The organism is Achromobacter sp. JUb104 (assembly GCF_024806975.1).
Lineage (GTDB): Bacteria > Pseudomonadota > Gammaproteobacteria > Burkholderiales > Burkholderiaceae_B > Achromobacter > Achromobacter spanius.
This window is the reverse complement of record NZ_JANUEY010000006.1, coordinates 40,926-57,263: the sequence shown is the minus strand read 5'-3', so window position 1 is coordinate 57,263 and position 16,338 is coordinate 40,926. Positions and strand designations below refer to the sequence as shown.

General features: G+C 62.5%; 14 protein-coding genes. 13 read left to right on the top strand and 1 reads right to left on the bottom strand.

Annotated elements, in window-relative coordinates; all coding sequences use genetic code 11:
• Positions 1-37 precede the first annotated feature (37 nt).
• Positions 38-2,932, bottom strand: a complete 2,895-nt coding sequence (locus M2361_RS28605) for a valine--tRNA ligase (RefSeq protein ID WP_259253153.1) — start codon at positions 2,930-2,932, stop codon at positions 38-40.
• A 405-nt stretch (positions 2,933-3,337) separates the two neighbouring features.
• Here M2361_RS28605 and ndk point away from each other — a divergent pair, with 405 nt between their 5' ends.
• The 13 genes from ndk (at position 3,338) to hflC (ending at position 16,138) form a co-directional block, all read left to right on the top strand.
• Positions 3,338-3,763, top strand: coding sequence for a nucleoside-diphosphate kinase (gene ndk / locus M2361_RS28600; RefSeq protein ID WP_006218576.1), 426 nt, complete (start codon positions 3,338-3,340; stop codon positions 3,761-3,763).
• Positions 3,764-3,807: 44 nt separating this feature from the next.
• Positions 3,808-4,962 carry a 23S rRNA (adenine(2503)-C(2))-methyltransferase RlmN gene (gene rlmN / locus M2361_RS28595; RefSeq protein ID WP_050446283.1) on the top strand — a complete coding sequence of 385 codons (1,155 nt, stop codon included), beginning with the start codon at positions 3,808-3,810 and terminating at the stop codon, positions 4,960-4,962.
• Positions 4,959-5,453: a RodZ family helix-turn-helix domain-containing protein gene (locus tag M2361_RS28590; RefSeq protein ID WP_259253152.1), complete on the top strand. Its 495-nt coding sequence runs from the start codon at positions 4,959-4,961 to the stop codon at positions 5,451-5,453. Before rlmN ends, M2361_RS28590 begins: the two co-directional genes overlap by 4 nt.
• A gap of 13 nt (positions 5,454-5,466) precedes the next feature.
• Positions 5,467-6,753 (top strand): flavodoxin-dependent (E)-4-hydroxy-3-methylbut-2-enyl-diphosphate synthase, encoded by a 1,287-nt coding sequence (gene ispG / locus M2361_RS28585; RefSeq protein WP_259253151.1) that lies wholly within the window; start codon positions 5,467-5,469, stop codon positions 6,751-6,753.
• A gap of 55 nt (positions 6,754-6,808) precedes the next feature.
• Entirely contained in the window at positions 6,809-8,095 is a 1,287-nt protein-coding gene (gene hisS / locus M2361_RS28580; RefSeq protein ID WP_259253150.1) for a histidine--tRNA ligase, read from the top strand.
• Positions 8,096-8,098: 3 nt separating this feature from the next.
• Positions 8,099-8,737 (top strand): tetratricopeptide repeat protein, encoded by a 639-nt coding sequence (locus M2361_RS28575; protein WP_100855082.1) that lies wholly within the window; start codon positions 8,099-8,101, stop codon positions 8,735-8,737.
• Positions 8,738-8,742: 5 nt separating this feature from the next.
• On the top strand, positions 8,743-9,900 hold the full coding sequence (gene bamB / locus M2361_RS28570; RefSeq protein ID WP_259253149.1) for an outer membrane protein assembly factor BamB: 1,158 nt from the start codon (positions 8,743-8,745) through the stop codon (positions 9,898-9,900).
• 25 nt (positions 9,901-9,925) lie between these two features.
• The gene (gene der / locus M2361_RS28565) at positions 9,926-11,284 is read left to right on the top strand and encodes a ribosome biogenesis GTPase Der (RefSeq protein WP_259253148.1); all 1,359 of its coding nucleotides are present in this window, start codon (positions 9,926-9,928) and stop codon (positions 11,282-11,284) included.
• A 3-nt stretch (positions 11,285-11,287) separates the two neighbouring features.
• The gene (hisC, locus tag M2361_RS28560) at positions 11,288-12,361 is read left to right on the top strand and encodes a histidinol-phosphate transaminase (RefSeq protein ID WP_259253147.1); all 1,074 of its coding nucleotides are present in this window, start codon (positions 11,288-11,290) and stop codon (positions 12,359-12,361) included.
• A gap of 158 nt (positions 12,362-12,519) precedes the next feature.
• A complete protein-coding gene (gene hfq / locus M2361_RS28555; RefSeq protein ID WP_006218585.1) occupies positions 12,520-12,756 on the top strand; it encodes an RNA chaperone Hfq in 237 nt (78 codons plus the stop codon).
• Positions 12,757-12,840: 84 nt separating this feature from the next.
• Positions 12,841-13,947, top strand: coding sequence for a GTPase HflX (gene hflX, locus M2361_RS28550; RefSeq protein ID WP_050446291.1), 1,107 nt, complete (start codon positions 12,841-12,843; stop codon positions 13,945-13,947).
• Entirely contained in the window at positions 13,913-15,217 is a 1,305-nt protein-coding gene (gene hflK / locus M2361_RS28545) for an FtsH protease activity modulator HflK (protein WP_259253141.1), read from the top strand. The genes hflX and hflK overlap by 35 nt, the downstream gene beginning before the upstream one ends.
• Positions 15,218-15,235: 18 nt before the next feature.
• The gene (hflC, locus tag M2361_RS28540) at positions 15,236-16,138 is read left to right on the top strand and encodes a protease modulator HflC (protein ID WP_259253139.1); all 903 of its coding nucleotides are present in this window, start codon (positions 15,236-15,238) and stop codon (positions 16,136-16,138) included.
• Positions 16,139-16,338: the final 200 nt, after the last annotated feature.

Genomic DNA, 16,338 nt, shown 5'->3' with positions numbered 1-16,338 from the left:
CTCCGGGGTGTTTGGCTTCAGCGCGATCCGCAGTCGCTTATTCGCCGAGCTTGGCGCGCTGTTCGCGCACCTTTTGCAGGGTTTCACCAAACTGCGCCATGCGCGCCTTTTCCTGTTCGACCACCGCTGCCGGGGCGCGCTCGACGAAGCTGGCGTTCGACAGCTTGCCGTTGGCCTTGGCGATTTCGCCTTCCAGGCGGGCAATTTCCTTGTCCAGGCGGATGCGTTCGGCGGCCACGTCGATCTCGACGTGCAGCATCAGGCGGCTGGCTCCCACCACTTGAACCGGCGCGCCGGCATCCGGCAAGACGTCCAGCACGTCGACCTGGCTCAGCTTGGCCAGCGCGGCAAGGTAGGGCGCGTTGCGCTTGAGCGTGGGCGCGTCGCCTTGGGCGCACAACGGCACCTTCTGGGCGGGCGACAGGTTCATTTCGCCACGCAGTGCGCGCACGGCTTCAACTTGCGCCTTCAGCTCGGCTACGTCCGCTTCGGCGGCGGCATCCACGGCGGCCGGATTGGCCTGCGGATACGGCTGCACGCTGACGCTGTCGGCCACGCCTTCCTTGCGCTTGCCCGCCACCACCGACACCTTCTGCCACAGCTCTTCGGTGATGAACGGAATGATGGGGTGGGCCAGGCGCAGCACGCATTCCAGCACGCGGATCAGCGTGCGGCGCGTACCAAGTTGCTGGGCCGGCGTGCCGGTCTGGATCTGGACCTTGGCCAGTTCCAGGTACCAATCGCAGTATTCGTCCCAGACGTAGCGGTACAGCGCGTTGGCGATGTTGTCGAAGCGGTAGTCGGCAAAGCCGCGCGCCACGTCGGCTTCCAGCGTTTGCATCTGGCTGATGATCCAGCGGTCCACGAACGAGGTTTCGCCTGCGTCCGAACCGGTCAGGTCATGGCCTTCGGTGTTCATCAGCACGAAGCGCGTGGCGTTCCACAGCTTGTTGCAGAAGTTGCGATAGCCCTCGCAGCGCTTCAGGTCGAAGTTGATGTTGCGGCCCAGCGTGGCGTAGGCCGCCATCGTGAAGCGCAGCGCATCGGTGCCGAACGCCGGGATGCCGTCGGGGTACTGGCGGCGCGTAGCCTTTTCGATGTTGCCGGCCTGCTTGGGGTTCATCAGGCCGTAGGTGCGCTTGGCGACCAGGCCGTCCAGGTCGATGCCGTCGATGAGGTCGACCGGGTCCAGCGTATTGCCCTTGGACTTGCTCATCTTCTGGCCGTCGGCATCGCGGATCAGGCCGTGCACGTAGACGTGCTTGAACGGGATCTGGCCGGTCATGTGCGTGGTCAGCATGACCATGCGCGCGACCCAGAAGAAAATGATGTCAAAGCCCGTCACCAGCACGCTGGAAGGCAGGTAGCGTTGCAGGTCCGGCGTGTTGTCCGGCCAGCCCAGCGTGGTGAAGGGCACGAGACCCGACGAGAACCAGGTGTCCAGCACGTCCGGATCCCGCGTGAGATCGCCCGTGACGCCGGCGGCGCGCGCCTGCTCGATGGCGCCCGCTTCGTCGTGCGCCACAAAGACCTGGCCGTCTTCCGAATACCAGGCCGGGATCTGATGGCCCCACCACAGTTGGCGCGAAATGCACCAGTCCTGGATGTTGTTCAGCCATTGGTTGTAGATGGTGGTCCAGTTGTCTGGGTAGAACTGGATGCGGCCGTCAGCCACCACTTCCAGCGCCACTTCGGTAATGCTCTTGCCCGGGTTCAGCGTGCCTTCCGGCGCGGGCTTGCTCATGGCCACGAACCATTGGTCGGTCAGCATGGGCTCCAGGACGACGCCGGTGCGGTCGCCCTTGGGCTGCATCATCTTGTGCGATTCGACCTTGACCAGATAGCCTTCGGCGTCCAGCTGCGCAACGACGGCCTTGCGCGCTTCGTAACGCTCCAGGCCCTGGAACTGCTTGGGGCCGTTTTCGTTGATGTGCGCGTCCAGCGTGAAGATCACGATCAGGGGCAGATCATGGCGCATCGCGCAGGCGTAGTCGTTGAAGTCGTGTGCGCCGGTAATCTTCACGCAGCCCGTACCGAATTCCGGGTCAACGAAATCGTCAGCGATGATCGGGATGTTGCGGTCGCACAGTGGCAGCTCGACTTCCTTGCCAACCAGGTGCTGATAGCGCGGGTCTTCGGGGTGCACGCACAGCGCACCGTCGGCCAGCATGGTTTCCGGGCGGGTCGTGGCGATGGTGAGGCCACGCAAGGTGACGGTCTGGCCGTCTTTGTCAACGATGGTCTGCGGGCCATCCACGAAGGGGTAGAGGATGTGCCACATGTGGCCCTCGGTCTCTTCGGACTGCACTTCCAGGTCGGACACGGCGGTCAGCAGCTTCGGGTCCCAGTTGACCAGGCGCTTGCCGCGGTAGATCAGGCCCTGTTTATGCAGGCGCACGAAAGTCTCGACCACGCCGCGCGACATGCGGTCGTCCATCGTGAAGTATTCGCGCGGCCAGTCGGCCGAGGCGCCCAGGCGGCGCACCTGTTCGGTGATGGCATTGCCCGACTTTTCCTTCCATTCCCAGACCTTTTCCACGAATTTTTCGCGGCCGAGGTCATGACGGGAAACCTTCTGGGCATCCAGCTGTCTTTCAACAACGATCTGCGTGGCGATGCCGGCGTGGTCGGTGCCGGGAATGAAGACGGTGTCGTCGCCGGCCATGCGGCGGTAGCGAACCAGACCGTCCATGATGGTCTGGTTGAAGGCGTGGCCCATGTGCAGGGTGCCCGTCACGTTGGGAGGCGGGAACTGAATAACGTAGGGCTGGCTTTCCGTCCCTGTTTTTACGTGCTGGCCCGCCGTGAAGTATCCGCGCTTGTCCCATTCGGCATACCAGCGCGATTCCAATTCGGAGGGTTCGAAGCTCTTGGAGAGTTCCGGGGTGTCGCTCGCGGGATTCGCGGCGTTCGGGGGAGCAGCTTGAGTCATTACAGGGTTCCGGCAGACAGGGCGCCCGGCGTAGGGATACGGGCAGCAAACCGCTCATTTTAAGATGTAATGCGGTCTTCTCAGCGTGTTAGAATACCGGGTTACTGTAAACCTTTTAGAAGTCCCTGAATTCATTGAGGATTCCTTCAGAAATGTGCGCTTAAAAGCCCACGTTTCGGTATCCTCGACAAGAATCATGGGCACGTCCGATCGGTGGCCAGTGTCGAATCCCTGCCTTGGCAAGCGGTTCAGGCCGGCCCGGAATGTTCAACGGAATCGTTCAAACACGCCGGACCGCCTGCGCGCCCATCGCGCGATGACACTTCAAGGGTGACACCGACAAGTGCAGAGCCACGCCAGGCAATTCATCAGAAACCAGTCAGAAATCAGTTTTCGGAGTTCCTAATGTCCATTCAACGCACCCTCTCGATCATCAAGCCCGACGCCGTCGCCAAGAACGTCATCGGCCAGATCGTCGGCCGCTTCGAACAAGCCGGCCTGAAGGTCATCGCTGCCCGCCTGGCGCAACTGTCGCGCGCCGATGCCGAGCGTTTCTACGCCGTGCACAAGGAACGCCCCTTCTTCAAGGACCTGGTCGATTTTATGATCTCGGGCCCCGTGTTCGTGCAAGTGCTGGAAGGTGAAGACGCCATCCAGAAGAACCGCGACCTGATGGGCGCCACGGACCCGAAGAAGGCCGAAGCCGGCACCATCCGCGCCGACTTCGCCGACAGCATCGACGCCAACGCCGTGCACGGCTCGGACGCTCCGGAAACGGCTGCTGTCGAAGTCGCTTTCTTCTTCCCCGAAATCAACATCCACAGCCGTTGATTTTCGCGTAAGCACTGAATTAGTTTTTTAGCGTTACCCAGGTCATGGAATCCGTCGAACGAATCAATCTGCTGGGGCTGGATGGCTCCGCCCTGTCCGAACTTGTCGGGCAGTGGGGCGGCAAGCCGTTTCGCGCTCGCCAGCTGCAGCGCTGGATGCACCAGCGCGGCGCCGATTCGTTCGACGCCATGACTGATCTGGCCCGCGAATTTCGCAGCCAGCTCGCGTCCAACTGCCGCATCGAGGCCTTGCCCGTCAATATCGAGCAACGCTCGACCGACGGCACGCGCAAGTGGCTGTTCGACGTGGGGCAGGGCAATGCCATCGAAACCGTCTTCATCCCCGAAGACGATCGCGGCACCCTTTGCATTTCCAGCCAAGCCGGCTGCGTGGTCAATTGCCGCTTTTGCTCGACCGGGCATCAGGGCTTTAACCGCAACCTGAAAACCAGCGAAATCATCGGCCAGTTGTGGTGGGCCAAGCGCGTGCTGGAAGCCGATATCGGCACCGCCCGCCTGGCGAACGCCAAGGCCACCGAAGATACGCGCGTCGTCAGCAACGTGGTGATGATGGGCATGGGCGAACCCCTGCTCAATTACGACCAGGTGCTGCCGGCCCTGCGCCTGATGCTCGACGACAACGCTTACGGCCTGTCGCGCCGCCGTGTCACGGTGTCCACGTCGGGCGTGGTCCCCATGATGGACCGCCTGTCGCAAGACTGTCCGGTGGCGCTGGCGGTGTCGCTGCACGCGCCCAACGATGCGCTGCGCGACGAGCTCGTGCCGCTGAACAAGAAATACCCGCTGAAAGAGTTGCTGGCGGCCTGCGAGCGCTATCTGGCGTTTGCCCCGCGCGACTTCATCACTTTTGAATACTGCATGCTGGACGGCATCAACGATACCGACCAGCACGCCAAGGAACTGATCCAAATTGCACGCCAGTTGCGCTGCAAGCTCAATCTGATTCCGTTCAACCCCTTCCCAGAGTCGGGCCTGAAGCGTTCCAACTCCGCGCGCGTGAAAGTGTTTGCGCAGCGGCTGATGGACGCCGGCATCATCACGACCGTGCGCAAGACCCGGGGTGACGACATCGATGCGGCTTGTGGTCAACTGGCCGGAGAAGTGCGCGACCGCACTCGGATTACCGAGCGCAACGCTGCACAGCGCCAGACCATACCAATTAAACAGGTGCATGCATGACGCAGGATGTCGCTTCTGCAGTTTCTGAAACGCCCGCCGGTGCTGCGGGCAATATCGGCTCGGCATTGCGCGCGCTGCGCCAGTCCAAGGGCTGGTCGCTTGATGAGGTTTCCAGCCGCATCAAGTTTTCCACCAAGCAGATCGACGCCCTTGAAAACGAAGCGTGGGCGGACTTGCCCACCGGCGTTTCGCTGCGCGGCCTGGTCCGCAACTATGCGCGCCTGCTGGGCGCTGATTCCCAAGCCATCGTCGATTCGCTGGACCCGAAGGCCCGCGTCACCGGTCCGGTAAAGCTGAGCCCGGGCGCCCTGCATTCGGCGCATTCCATTCCCCAGTCCAGCGCTGACGACGAACGTTCGTCGTCCACCTCCTGGGGCTGGCTGATCGCCATCGTGCTGGTGCTGGCCGCCGGCGTGGCGTATGCCTTCTGGCAAGGCTGGTTGCCGCAGCAATGGCTGCCGTTCGACTGGCTGCCCAAGCCCACCAAGTAAACCGGTTCCACCGATGCAAGATTCCTCTCTGCCTTGCCACGATGCGCCGCCTCCGTCTGTCGGGGCCGCCATGCGCCGCGCCACCCGTTCCGTGGCGGTGAAGTGGGGCGATCGCGTTGTCATGGTTGGGGGCGACGCCCCGGTCGTGGTGCAGTCCATGACCAATACCGACACGGCTGACCCCATCGCCACGGCGATCCAGGTCAAGGAACTGGCGCTGGCCGGCTCCGAGCTGGTACGGATCACGGTGAATACGCCCGAGGCGGCCCGCGAAGTGGTAGCCATCCGCGAACAACTTGATCGCATGGGCGTGAATGTGCCGCTGGTTGGAGACTTCCACTACAACGGCCACAAGCTGCTGACGCAGTTTCCGGAGTGCGCGCAGGCGCTGTCCAAGTACCGGATCAATCCGGGCAACATGGGCGGCGGCAAGCGGCGCGACGACAACTTCGCGCAGATGATCGAAGTGGCTTGCCGTTACGACAAGCCCGTGCGCATTGGCGTGAACTGGGGCAGCCTGGACCACGAACTGATGGCGCGCAAGATGGACGAAAACAGCCGCCGCGCGCAGCCCTGGGAGGCCCAGGCCGTGATGCGTGACGCGCTGGTCGTGTCGGCCATCACCAATGCGCAGCGCGCCGAAGAACTTGGCTTGCGCCGTGATGCCATCATCCTGTCGTGCAAGGTCAGCCATGTGCAGGACCTGATCGCGGTCTACCGCGACCTGTCCGCCCGTTGTGATTACCCCCTGCATCTGGGCCTGACCGAAGCCGGCATGGGCAGCAAGGGCATCGTGGCGTCCACCGCCGCGCTGGCGGTTCTGCTGCAGCAGGGCATTGGCGACACCATCCGTATTTCGTTGACGCCGGAACCCGGCGGCGACCGCAGCCGCGAAGCGGTTGTGGCGCAAGAAATCCTGCAGACCATGGGCCTGCGCGCGTTCACCCCCATGGTGGTGGCGTGCCCCGGTTGCGGCCGCACCAGCAGCACGTTCTTCCAGGAACTGGCTGACAGCATCCAGTCCTACCTGCGTCGCCAGATGCCGGTCTGGAAGGCGCAGTACCCCGGCGTCGAAAGCATGAACGTCGCGGTCATGGGCTGTGTGGTCAATGGGCCGGGCGAAAGCCGCCATGCCGATATCGGTATCAGTTTGCCGGGAACGGGCGAAGTGCCCGCGGCGCCGGTATTCGTGGATGGCGAACGCACGGTCACGCTCAAGGGCGACCATATCGCCGAAGAGTTCCAGGCCATCGTCGAAGACTACGTGGCGCGCCGGTACGGCGTGCTCGCTTCTCATTAAAAGAAAGGGTGTAGCCGCAAGCGCGCCGGCCGGTGCGCGATGCGGCATGATCAAGATGACTCAAGCTTTCCAGAAAGTCGCCGCCATACGCGGCATGAATGACGTGTTGCCCGGGCCGAGCGCCCGCTGGGAACAATTCGAGGAAATCGTGCGCGGCTGGCTGCGCGGCTACGGCTATCGCAACGTGCGTACGCCTGTGCTTGAGCATACGCGCCTGTTCACGCGCGGCATCGGCGAAGTCACGGACATCGTCGAAAAAGAGATGTACACGTTCACCGATGCCTTGAACGGTGAATCGCTGACGATGCGCCCTGAAATGACGGCCGGTATCGTGCGCGCCTCCATCGAGCACAACATGCTCTATGACCGCCCGCAGCGCGTCTACTCGATTGGCCCGGTGTTTCGCCACGAGCGCCCGCAGCGCGGCCGCTACCGCCAGTTCCATCAGATCGACGTGGAAGCCTTGGGCTTCGTCGGTCCTGATGTGGACGCCGAACTTATCGTCATGCTGGCGCGCCTGTGGAAGCTGCTGGGCTTGAAGGATGTGCGCCTGGAACTGAATTCCCTGGGGCAGCCCGCCGAACGCGCCGCGCATCGCGCCGCATTGATCGAGCACCTGGAAAAGCACCGCGACATTCTCGACGAAGACGGCCAGCGCCGCTTGTACACGAACCCGCTGCGCGTGCTGGACACCAAGAACCCCGCCATGCAGGAAATGGCCAACAGTGCGCCGCGCCTGTTTGATTTCCTGGGCGATGAATCCCGCGCGCACTTTGAAGGCGTGTGCCAGCGTCTGACCGAAGCCGGCATTGAATACAGCTTGAACCCGCGCCTGGTGCGCGGCCTGGACTACTACAACCTGACCGTGTTCGAGTGGGTTACCGACCGTCTGGGTTCGCAAGGCACGGTGTGCGGCGGTGGCCGCTACGACGGGCTGATCGAACTGCTGGGCGGCAAGCCCGCCCCGGCGGTCGGCTTTGCGATCGGCATGGAACGCCTGCTTGACCTTTGGGAACAAAGCGTCCAGCTCGACGCCCCGGCCGAATGCGATGTCTATGTGGTGCACCAAGGCGAAGAAGCGCAGCGCCTGGCGGCGAGCGTCGGCGAAACCTTGCGTGATGCCGGCCTGTCGGTGATCGTGCATGCGGGTTCGGCCGGCTTCAAGTCCCAATTCAAGCGCGCGGATGCCAGCGGCGCCCGGGTTGCGGTTATTCTTGGCGCCGACGAAGTCACTTCGCAGACCGCCAGCGTCAAATATTTGCGTGCGGACGCCCAGGGCGACAACGCGCAGCAGCAGGTGCCGCTTGCGGACCTGGCTGCGGTACTGAACAACAAGGGTTAAGGCATGGCATACGATCTCGAAGAACAGGAAAAGCTGGACGCCATCAAGGCGTGGTGGGCCCGATACGGCACGCTGGTTGTGTCGCTGTTTGCCGCGGTGGCGTTGGCGTGGGGCGGATGGTGGGGCTGGAAGGCCTACGAGTCGCATCGCACCAACCAGGCCATGGGCTACTTCGAGGCGCTGGAAGACGCCGCTCGCCTGGGTGGTGCTGATTCGTCGGTGCGCATCAAGGCCGCCGCCGCCACGCTGCGCGAACAGTACCCGGCCACTGGCTATGCCGCGCGCGGCGCGCTGGTCGCGGCGCAGGCGCTGCAAGCCCAGAAAGACGATGCCGGCGCACGTGAACAACTGGAATGGCTGGCGGCGCAGGGCAAGAACCCGTCCATGCAAGCCGTTGCCCGGCTGCGCCTGGCCGGCATGCTGCTGGACCAAAAGCAGTTTGATGCCGCGCTGGCGCAATTGAACAACCCGCCGGCTGCGTTTGCCGCCTTGTTCGCGGATCGCCGCGGCGATGTCCTTGCCGCGCAGGGCAAGCGCGATGAGGCGCGTGCCGCGTGGCAAAGCGCCATCGATGGCCTGGGTACGGCTAACCCGCTGACCCAAGTCGTGCAACTGAAATTGGATGCCCTGAGCGGAGCGTGACTGTAATGCGTAAATTTGCACCTGGTCGTACGTGGCGTGGCGCCGTTTGCCTGGCAGGCTTGCTTGCATTGGGCGGTTGCGGCCTGTTTTCCCGTGACGATGGCCGTTATGATCCCGCGCCGCTGACTGAGTACAAGGCAGGCATGTCGGTGCGTCAGGTCTGGTCAACGTCGATCGGTAGCGGGTCTGGCCTGGGCTTCGCGCCCACCGTGCTGGGTTCCGCCGTCTACGCCGCCACGCCGGACGGTTCGGTCGGCAAGTTCGACCTGCAAAGCGGCCGGCCCTTGTGGAAGGCCAATGCCGACACCAAGCTGTCGGCCGGCGCCGGCAGCGACGGCACCACCACCGCCGTCGCCTCGCCTGACGGCGAAGTCATCGCCTTCGACGACACCGGCAAGGTCAAGTGGAAGGTCCGCGCCACCAGCGACGTTACCGTCCCGCCGGTGGTGGGCTACGGCATCGTCGTGGTCCGTAGTGGCGACTACCGCATCCAGGCGTTCGATGCCAACAGCGGCGAGCGTGTTTGGAACGTGCAGCGTCCCGGCCCGTCACTGGCCTTGCGCAGCGTGTCGCAGATGGTTCTGGCTGAAGGCCTCGTCATCTCGGGGCTGCCCGGTGGCAAGCTGATGGCAATTGCGTCGGACAGCGGCAACGTGCAATGGGAAGGCACCGTGGCAACGCCGCGTGGCGCCAGCGACCTGGAACGCCTGACCGACGTCGTCGGCACGCCGCGCATCGCGGGAAATCTTCTTTGCGCGGTGGCTTATCAAGGGCGTATCGTCTGCTTTGAGGTTACGGCCGGCGGCCGTCCGCTGTGGGCCAAGGATTTCTCCAGCGTCAGCGGCATGACGCTGGATGACCGCTTTGCCTACGCAGCGGATCAAAATAGCGTCGTCAGCGCGTTTGCGCTGGATAATGGCGGCAACGTGTGGAAGCAGGCGGCTCTGAAGAACCGTCAACTGACCGCACCGGCCCTGCTGGGCGGCGCGCTCGCGGTTGGCGATCTGGAAGGCTATCTGCACTTTCTGTCGCGTAGTGACGGCAGCCTGATGGCGCGGCTGTCCGTGGGTGGAGGCGCCGTCGTTTCGCCGCCGCAAACCACCCCCCAAGGTGTGCTGGTCCAGACGGGCAATGGCAATCTCGTCCTGATCGGCGCCAACTAAAACCTATAGAACAAAGCCTTACACCGTGTCTTTCAAGCCTGTCGTTGCCCTGGTCGGTCGCCCCAATGTGGGGAAGTCGACCCTTTTCAACCGCCTGACGCGATCTCGCGCCGCGTTGGTGGCCGACTTTTCCGGCCTGACCCGCGATCGCCATTACGGTGAGGGCAGGGTAGGCGAGATCCCGTTCATCGCTATCGATACCGGCGGTTTCGAGCCCGTCGCCAAAGACGGTATCTTGCTGGAGATGGCTCGCCAGACCCGGCAGGCCATCGCCGAAGCCGACGTCGTGGTGTTTTTGGTCGACGCGCGCGCCGGCCTGAACGCTCACGACCACGAGATCGCCCAACTGCTGCGCAAGTCTGGCCAGCAGCGCGTTCTGCTGGCGGTGAACAAGGCGGAAGGCATGGGCTTGGGCCCCGCCATTTCCGAGTTCCATGAACTTGGCCTGGGTCAGCCCTATCCGATTTCGGCGGCGCACGGCGACGGCATCGTCGACCTGATCGAGCTCGCGCTTAAGGATCTGGCCGAGCCGCCCTCGGAAGAAGAATCTTTCGAAGAAGGCGAGGGCGAGCACGATCACCGCATCAAGCTGGCGATCGTGGGCCGTCCGAACGTCGGCAAGTCGACGCTCATCAACACGCTGATGGGCGAAGAGCGCGTGATTGCGTTCGACCTGCCCGGCACGACGCGCGATGCCATCGAAATTGATTTCGACCGTGACGGCCGTCGCTACACGCTGATCGACACCGCCGGCCTGCGCAAGCGCGGCAAGGTGTTCGAGGCTGTCGAGAAGTTCTCGGTCATCAAGACGCTGCAGGCCATCGAGGCCAGCAACGTCGTGCTGCTAATGCTGGACGCGCATACCGAGATCTCCGAGCAGGATGCCCACATTGCGGGCTTCGTGCTGGAAACAGGCCGCGCCGTGGTGGTTGCCATCAATAAATGGGATGGCCTGGACGGCGAGGAAAAGGAACGCATCGAACGCGAATTCCAGCGCAAGCTGCGGTTCCTGTCGTTCGCGCGCATGCACACGATTTCGGCGTTGCGCGGACAGGGCATCAAGCCGCTGCTGAAGTCCATCAATTCGGCGCATGCCGCGGCGTTCGCCAAATTGTCCACGCCGAAGCTGACGCGTGAATTGCAGGCCGCCATCGAGCAGCAGCAGCCGCCGCGCAAGGGTATCTTCCGCCCCAAGATGCGGTATGCGCACCAAGGCGGGCAGAACCCGCCGCTGGTCGTTATCCACGGCAACGCGCTGGATGCCATCCCCGATTCGTATCGCCGCTATCTGGAAACGCGTTTCCGTAATGCGTTTGATCTGGCCGGTACGCCGCTGCGCATCGAATTCAAGTCGTCGCACAACCCCTACGCGCAGGAAAGCTGATCCATGAGCCGTTTCTGGAGTCCCGTGGTCGGGACGCTCAGTCCGTATGTTCCGGGCGAGCAGCCCAAGCTTCAGAACCTGGTCAAGCTGAACACCAACGAGCACCCTTACGGGCCGTCGCCCAAGGTGATCGAGGCCATCCGCGCAGCCAGCGACGACACACTCAAGCTGTATCCGGACCCGTCGTCCGATCAGCTGCGCCAAGCCATAGCGGCCACGGTTGGCGTGCAAGCCAACCAGGTCTTCGTCGGCAACGGTTCCGACGAGGTGCTGGCGCACGTTTTTCTTGCGCTGCTCAAGCACGACAAGCCGCTGCGCTTTCCGGACATCACCTACAGCTTTTATCCGGTCTATTGCGGGCTGTACGGCATTGAGTACGAAACGGTGCCGTTGGCGGCGGACTTTTCCATCAACGTTGATGACTACCTGCCCGGTGCAAACGGGCAGGCAGGCGCCATCATCTTCCCGAATCCCAATGCGCCTACCGGCAGAGCGCTGAGCTTGGCCGACGTTGAGCGCATCGTGGCGGCCAACCCGGACGCGGTCGTGGTGGTGGACGAAGCCTATGTGGACTTCGGCGGTGAATCCGCTGTGGGGCTGGTCGCGCGCTACGACAATCTGCTGGTGGTACAGACGCTGTCCAAGTCGCGTTCGCTGGCGGGGTTGCGCGTGGGCTTCGCCGTGGGAAGCGCCGAGCTTATCGACGGGCTCGAGCGCGTAAAGAACAGTTTCAACTCCTACCCCATCGATCGCCTGGCATCGGCCGGCGCAGTGGCGGCATTGGAAGATACAGAGTACTTTGAGCAAACGCGCCAAGCCGTGATCGAAACCCGCTCGCGGATGACGGCAGGCCTGGAGGCGTTGGGCTTTGAGGTGTTGCCGTCGGCAGCGAATTTCGTGTTTGCGCGGCATCCCTTGAAAGACGCCGCAGGCCTGGCCGCCGACTTGCGTGAACGCAGCATCATCGTGCGTCATTTCCGTCATGCGCGCATTGACCAGTTTCTTCGCATTACCGTGGGCACCGACGAGCAGGTAAACCTGCTTCTGAAAGCGCTCGCGGAGGTCCTGCAAACGTGATTTTCAGAGCCATTTCAGCTTGAAATCTCTGGTGTCACTTTTGCTTCCCGGCCAAGTAGCACGGGCCGGGAAAACCCTGTAGAGTACATGCTTCGATGTGCTCCACCAGTACAAGAAAGCACATCATCATTCAATAACAAACAAATGGAGCCTGGCCAATGAGCAATAAAGGGCAAACTTTGCAAGATCCGTTCCTGAACACGCTGCGCAAGGATCATGTGCCCGTGTCGATTTACTTGGTGAACGGTATCAAGCTTCAAGGGCAAATCGAATCTTTTGATCAGTACGTGGTGCTGCTGCGTAATACGGTCACGCAAATGGTTTACAAGCACGCCATTTCTACCGTTGTTCCCGCACGCGCCGTAAATTTCCAGGTGGAAGTCCCTGCTGAATAGTCTCGCTCCAGCTTTACCTTTTTTTGCCCGCCGGACGGTTCTCGTCGGCGGGCATTTTCGCTTTGGCTCCAATATGGTGCATGTATGCGCGCTCTGATTATCAGCGTCGATCTGGGTGACCCGGACTTCGCTGCCCACGCCGAAGAATTCGCCATGCTGGCCAAGGGGGCGGGCGCTGAAGTCGTCGGCACCCTGACCGCTCGGCGCGACCGGCCCGACGCCAAGTTCTTCATCGGCTCGGGCAAGGCGGATGAGGCCGTTGGAATGGCGCAGGCCCTATTGGCCGATATCGTTCTGTTCGATCAACCGTTGTCGCCCGCCCAGCAACGCAACCTTGAACGCGCTTTCAATCTGCGCGTGGTGGACCGCGTTGCGCTGATCCTGGATATCTTCGCCTTGCGTGCGAAAAGCCACGAAGGCAAATTGCAGGTCGAACTGGCGCAGTTGCAGCATTTGGCCACGCGCCTTACGCGCATGTGGAGCCACCTGGAGCGTCAGCGCGGTGGTATCGGGATGCGCGGCCCAGGTGAATCGCAGCTTGAAATGGACCGCCGCATGATCGGCGCCAAGGTCAAGACGCTGCGTGAACGGCTGGACCGCGTTGAGCGCCAGCGTGTGACCCAGCGTCGTGCTCGGGCGCGAGGCGGCGCGTTGTCGGTGTCGCTGGTGGGTTATACCAACGCGGGAAAGTCCACGCTGTTCAACGCGCTGACGCGCGCGGACAGCTATGCCGCCGACCAGCTCTTCGCAACGCTCGATACCACCACCCGCCGCATCTGGATCGAAGGTGCCGGGTCCGTCGTGGTGTCGGACACAGTGGGCTTCATTCGTGATCTGCCTCACGGCCTTATTGCCGCGTTCCGCGCAACGCTGGAAGAAACCGTGCATGCCGATTTGCTGCTGCACGTGGTTGATGCGGCCAGCCCCCAGCGCGACGAGCAGATCTTTGAAGTGAACAAGGTACTTGCCGAAATCGGCGCGTCCGCCATTCCGACCATCCTGGTATACAACAAGATTGACCGGGCCGGCCTGGAACCCCGGGTGGAACGCGATGCACATGGTACGATTGCGCGAGTATTTGTAAGCGCCACCGAGCGCGCCGGTCTGGATGCGTTGCGCGGGGCAATTGCGGAGACCGGACAGATTGTGGGAAACAATGCCGCGAATTATCAAACTCTTCAATCTGAATGACCCCGGTTGGGGTCGTGGGAATAACAATGGCTCCGAGCCGCCGCCGAAGCGGCCTCAAGGCAATGGAGACGGCCCACCTGACCTGGACGAAGTCTGGCGCGATTTCAACAATCGCATCGGCTCGTTGTTTGGTCGCAAGGGCGGTGGCGGTGGTAACAACCGCCCCAACAACCGAGGCGGCATGACGCCGCCTTCTCCGCGTGGTGCGCGCATTGGCCTGGGCGTTATTGCCCTGGTTGCGGTGGGCATCTGGCTGGCCAGCGGTTTCTACATCGTGCAAGAAGGCCAGGTCGCGGTTGTGACCCAATTCGGCAAGTACAAGAGCACCTCGCAAGCCGGCTTCCAGTGGCGCTTGCCGTATCCCATTCAAAGCCAGGAAATCGTCAACGTGTCGCAATTGCGCACGTTCGAAGTCGGTTTCCGCGGCGGTTCGCGCAACAAGGTTCTGCCTGAAGCGCTGATGCTCACGACGGACGAGAACATCGTCGACATGCAGTTCGTCGTGCAATACCGCCTGCGCGCCGATGGCGCTCCTGACTACCTGTTCCAAACGCGCGATCCGGACGAATCGGTCCGCCAGGCCTCTGAAACGGCCATGCGCGAAGTCGTGGGCAAGCAGCGGATGGACTTCGTGCTGTACGAAGGCCGTACCGAAGTTGCCACGCAGGTGCAGGCGTTGATGCAGCAGATCCTGGACCGCTACCAAAGCGGCGTGCAGGTCAGCACCGTCGCCATTCAAAACGTGCAGCCGCCCGAGCAGGTGCAAGCCGCCTTCGACGACGCCGTCAAGGCCGGTCAAGACCGCGAGCGCCAGATCAACGAAGGCCAGGCCTATGCCAACCAAGTCGTGCCGCTTGCCAGTGGTCAGGCATCGCGCATGACTGAGCAGGCCGAAGGCTACAAGGCCAAGGTTGTGGGCGATGCGCAGGGTAATACGTCGCGCTTCACCAGCATCCTGGGCGAATACGAAAAGGCGCCGCAAGTCATGCGCCAGCGCATGTACCTGGAAAGCATGCAGGACATCTTCACGCGCGCCAGCAAGGTTATGGTCGACACCAAGAGCAACAACAACATGTTGTATTTGCCCCTGGACAAGATCATGAATCTGGCAGCTCAAGACGCTGGCAAGTCCACCGTCGGCAACCCGGGTTCGCCTGCGTTGATCAGTCCGCCGATTCAACCGCCGTTGCGTAGCAACGTGGTCCCGGTGCCCCAATCTTCCGGCAGCAGCAATAGCAACACGCTGCCTCGCGACCGCACGTCGCGCTAACCCGGAGGAATTCTGATCATGCAACGTTTTATGCCCATCCTGGTCGGCCTGCTTATCGTGCTGGCTGCCCTGTCGTCCACCGTCTTCGTCGTGCGCGAGCGCGACTACGCCCTTGTGTTCTCGCTGGGTGAAGTGCGCAAGACCATCAATGAACCCGGCCTGTACTTCAAGGCGCCGCCGCCGTTTCAGAACGTGGTGACGCTCGACAAGCGCATTCTGACCATCGAAACCAACGAAGCCGAACGCATCCAGACTTCCGAAAAGAAGAACCTGCTGATCGACTCGTACGTGAAGTGGCGTATTGCGGATCCCCGTCAATACTACGTTTCGACGGGCGGCAATGAGCGCGTGGCGCAAGAGCGCTTGCAAGCGCTGATCCGCGACGCCTTGAACGCTTCGGTCAACGTGCGCACGGTGCGCGACGTGGTCTCGACCGAACGCGACAAGATCATGGCCGAGATCCTGGCGAACGTGGCCAAGCGCGCCGAGCCCTTGGGCGTGCAGATCGTCGACGTGCGGTTGCGCCGGATCGAGTTCGCGCCGGAAATTTCGGAATCGGTGTACCGCCGCATGGAAGCGGAGCGTACGCGCGTCGCCAACGAGCTGCGTTCCATCGGTGCCGCCGAAGGCGAAAAGATCCGCGCCGAAGCGGATCGTCAGCGTGAAGTGATCGTGGCCCAGGCTTATGCCAAAGCGCAGGGCATCATGGGTGAAGGCGACGCTGCCGCCGCCTCGATCTATGCGCAGGCCTACGGCAAGAACCCGCAGTTCTACACGTACTACAAGAGCCTGGAAGCCTACCGTGCTTCGTTCTCGAAGCCGGGCGACGTACTGGTGGTCGACCCCAGCTCCAGCTTCTTCCAGTTCATGAAGGACCCGGCCGGTGACGCTTTGGCGCCGGTTACCGTGCCCGCCAAGTAAGTCGGCGGCGCATCGCGGAACGAAAAGCCCCTTGGAATTCCAAGGGGCTTTTTCTTGATACGCAGCCAGGCAAGACAATAGGGGGACAGTTTGGCGGCGGCTGAATCCCGGCTGGCGCTGCTCGCTGACTCATGTACAATACCGCGTAAGCTAGAAAACATTCCGCAGCGGCTGAGCGGGCTTACGCCCCCTCAGCCGCT

Coding starts and splice junctions, on each gene's coding strand:
- M2361_RS28605 (WP_259253153.1), bottom strand. CDS start 2,932: ATGACTCAAGCTGCTCCCCCGAACGCCGCGAATCCCGCGAGCGACACC.
- ndk (WP_006218576.1), top strand. CDS start 3,338: ATGTCCATTCAACGCACCCTCTCGATCATCAAGCCCGACGCCGTCGCC.
- rlmN (WP_050446283.1), top strand. CDS start 3,808: ATGGAATCCGTCGAACGAATCAATCTGCTGGGGCTGGATGGCTCCGCC.
- M2361_RS28590 (WP_259253152.1), top strand. CDS start 4,959: ATGACGCAGGATGTCGCTTCTGCAGTTTCTGAAACGCCCGCCGGTGCT.
- ispG (WP_259253151.1), top strand. CDS start 5,467: ATGCAAGATTCCTCTCTGCCTTGCCACGATGCGCCGCCTCCGTCTGTC.
- hisS (WP_259253150.1), top strand. CDS start 6,809: ATGACTCAAGCTTTCCAGAAAGTCGCCGCCATACGCGGCATGAATGAC.
- M2361_RS28575 (WP_100855082.1), top strand. CDS start 8,099: ATGGCATACGATCTCGAAGAACAGGAAAAGCTGGACGCCATCAAGGCG.
- bamB (WP_259253149.1), top strand. CDS start 8,743: ATGCGTAAATTTGCACCTGGTCGTACGTGGCGTGGCGCCGTTTGCCTG.
- hisC (WP_259253147.1), top strand. CDS start 11,288: ATGAGCCGTTTCTGGAGTCCCGTGGTCGGGACGCTCAGTCCGTATGTT.
- hfq (WP_006218585.1), top strand. CDS start 12,520: ATGAGCAATAAAGGGCAAACTTTGCAAGATCCGTTCCTGAACACGCTG.
- hflX (WP_050446291.1), top strand. CDS start 12,841: ATGCGCGCTCTGATTATCAGCGTCGATCTGGGTGACCCGGACTTCGCT.
- hflK (WP_259253141.1), top strand. CDS start 13,913: ATGCCGCGAATTATCAAACTCTTCAATCTGAATGACCCCGGTTGGGGT.
- hflC (WP_259253139.1), top strand. CDS start 15,236: ATGCAACGTTTTATGCCCATCCTGGTCGGCCTGCTTATCGTGCTGGCT.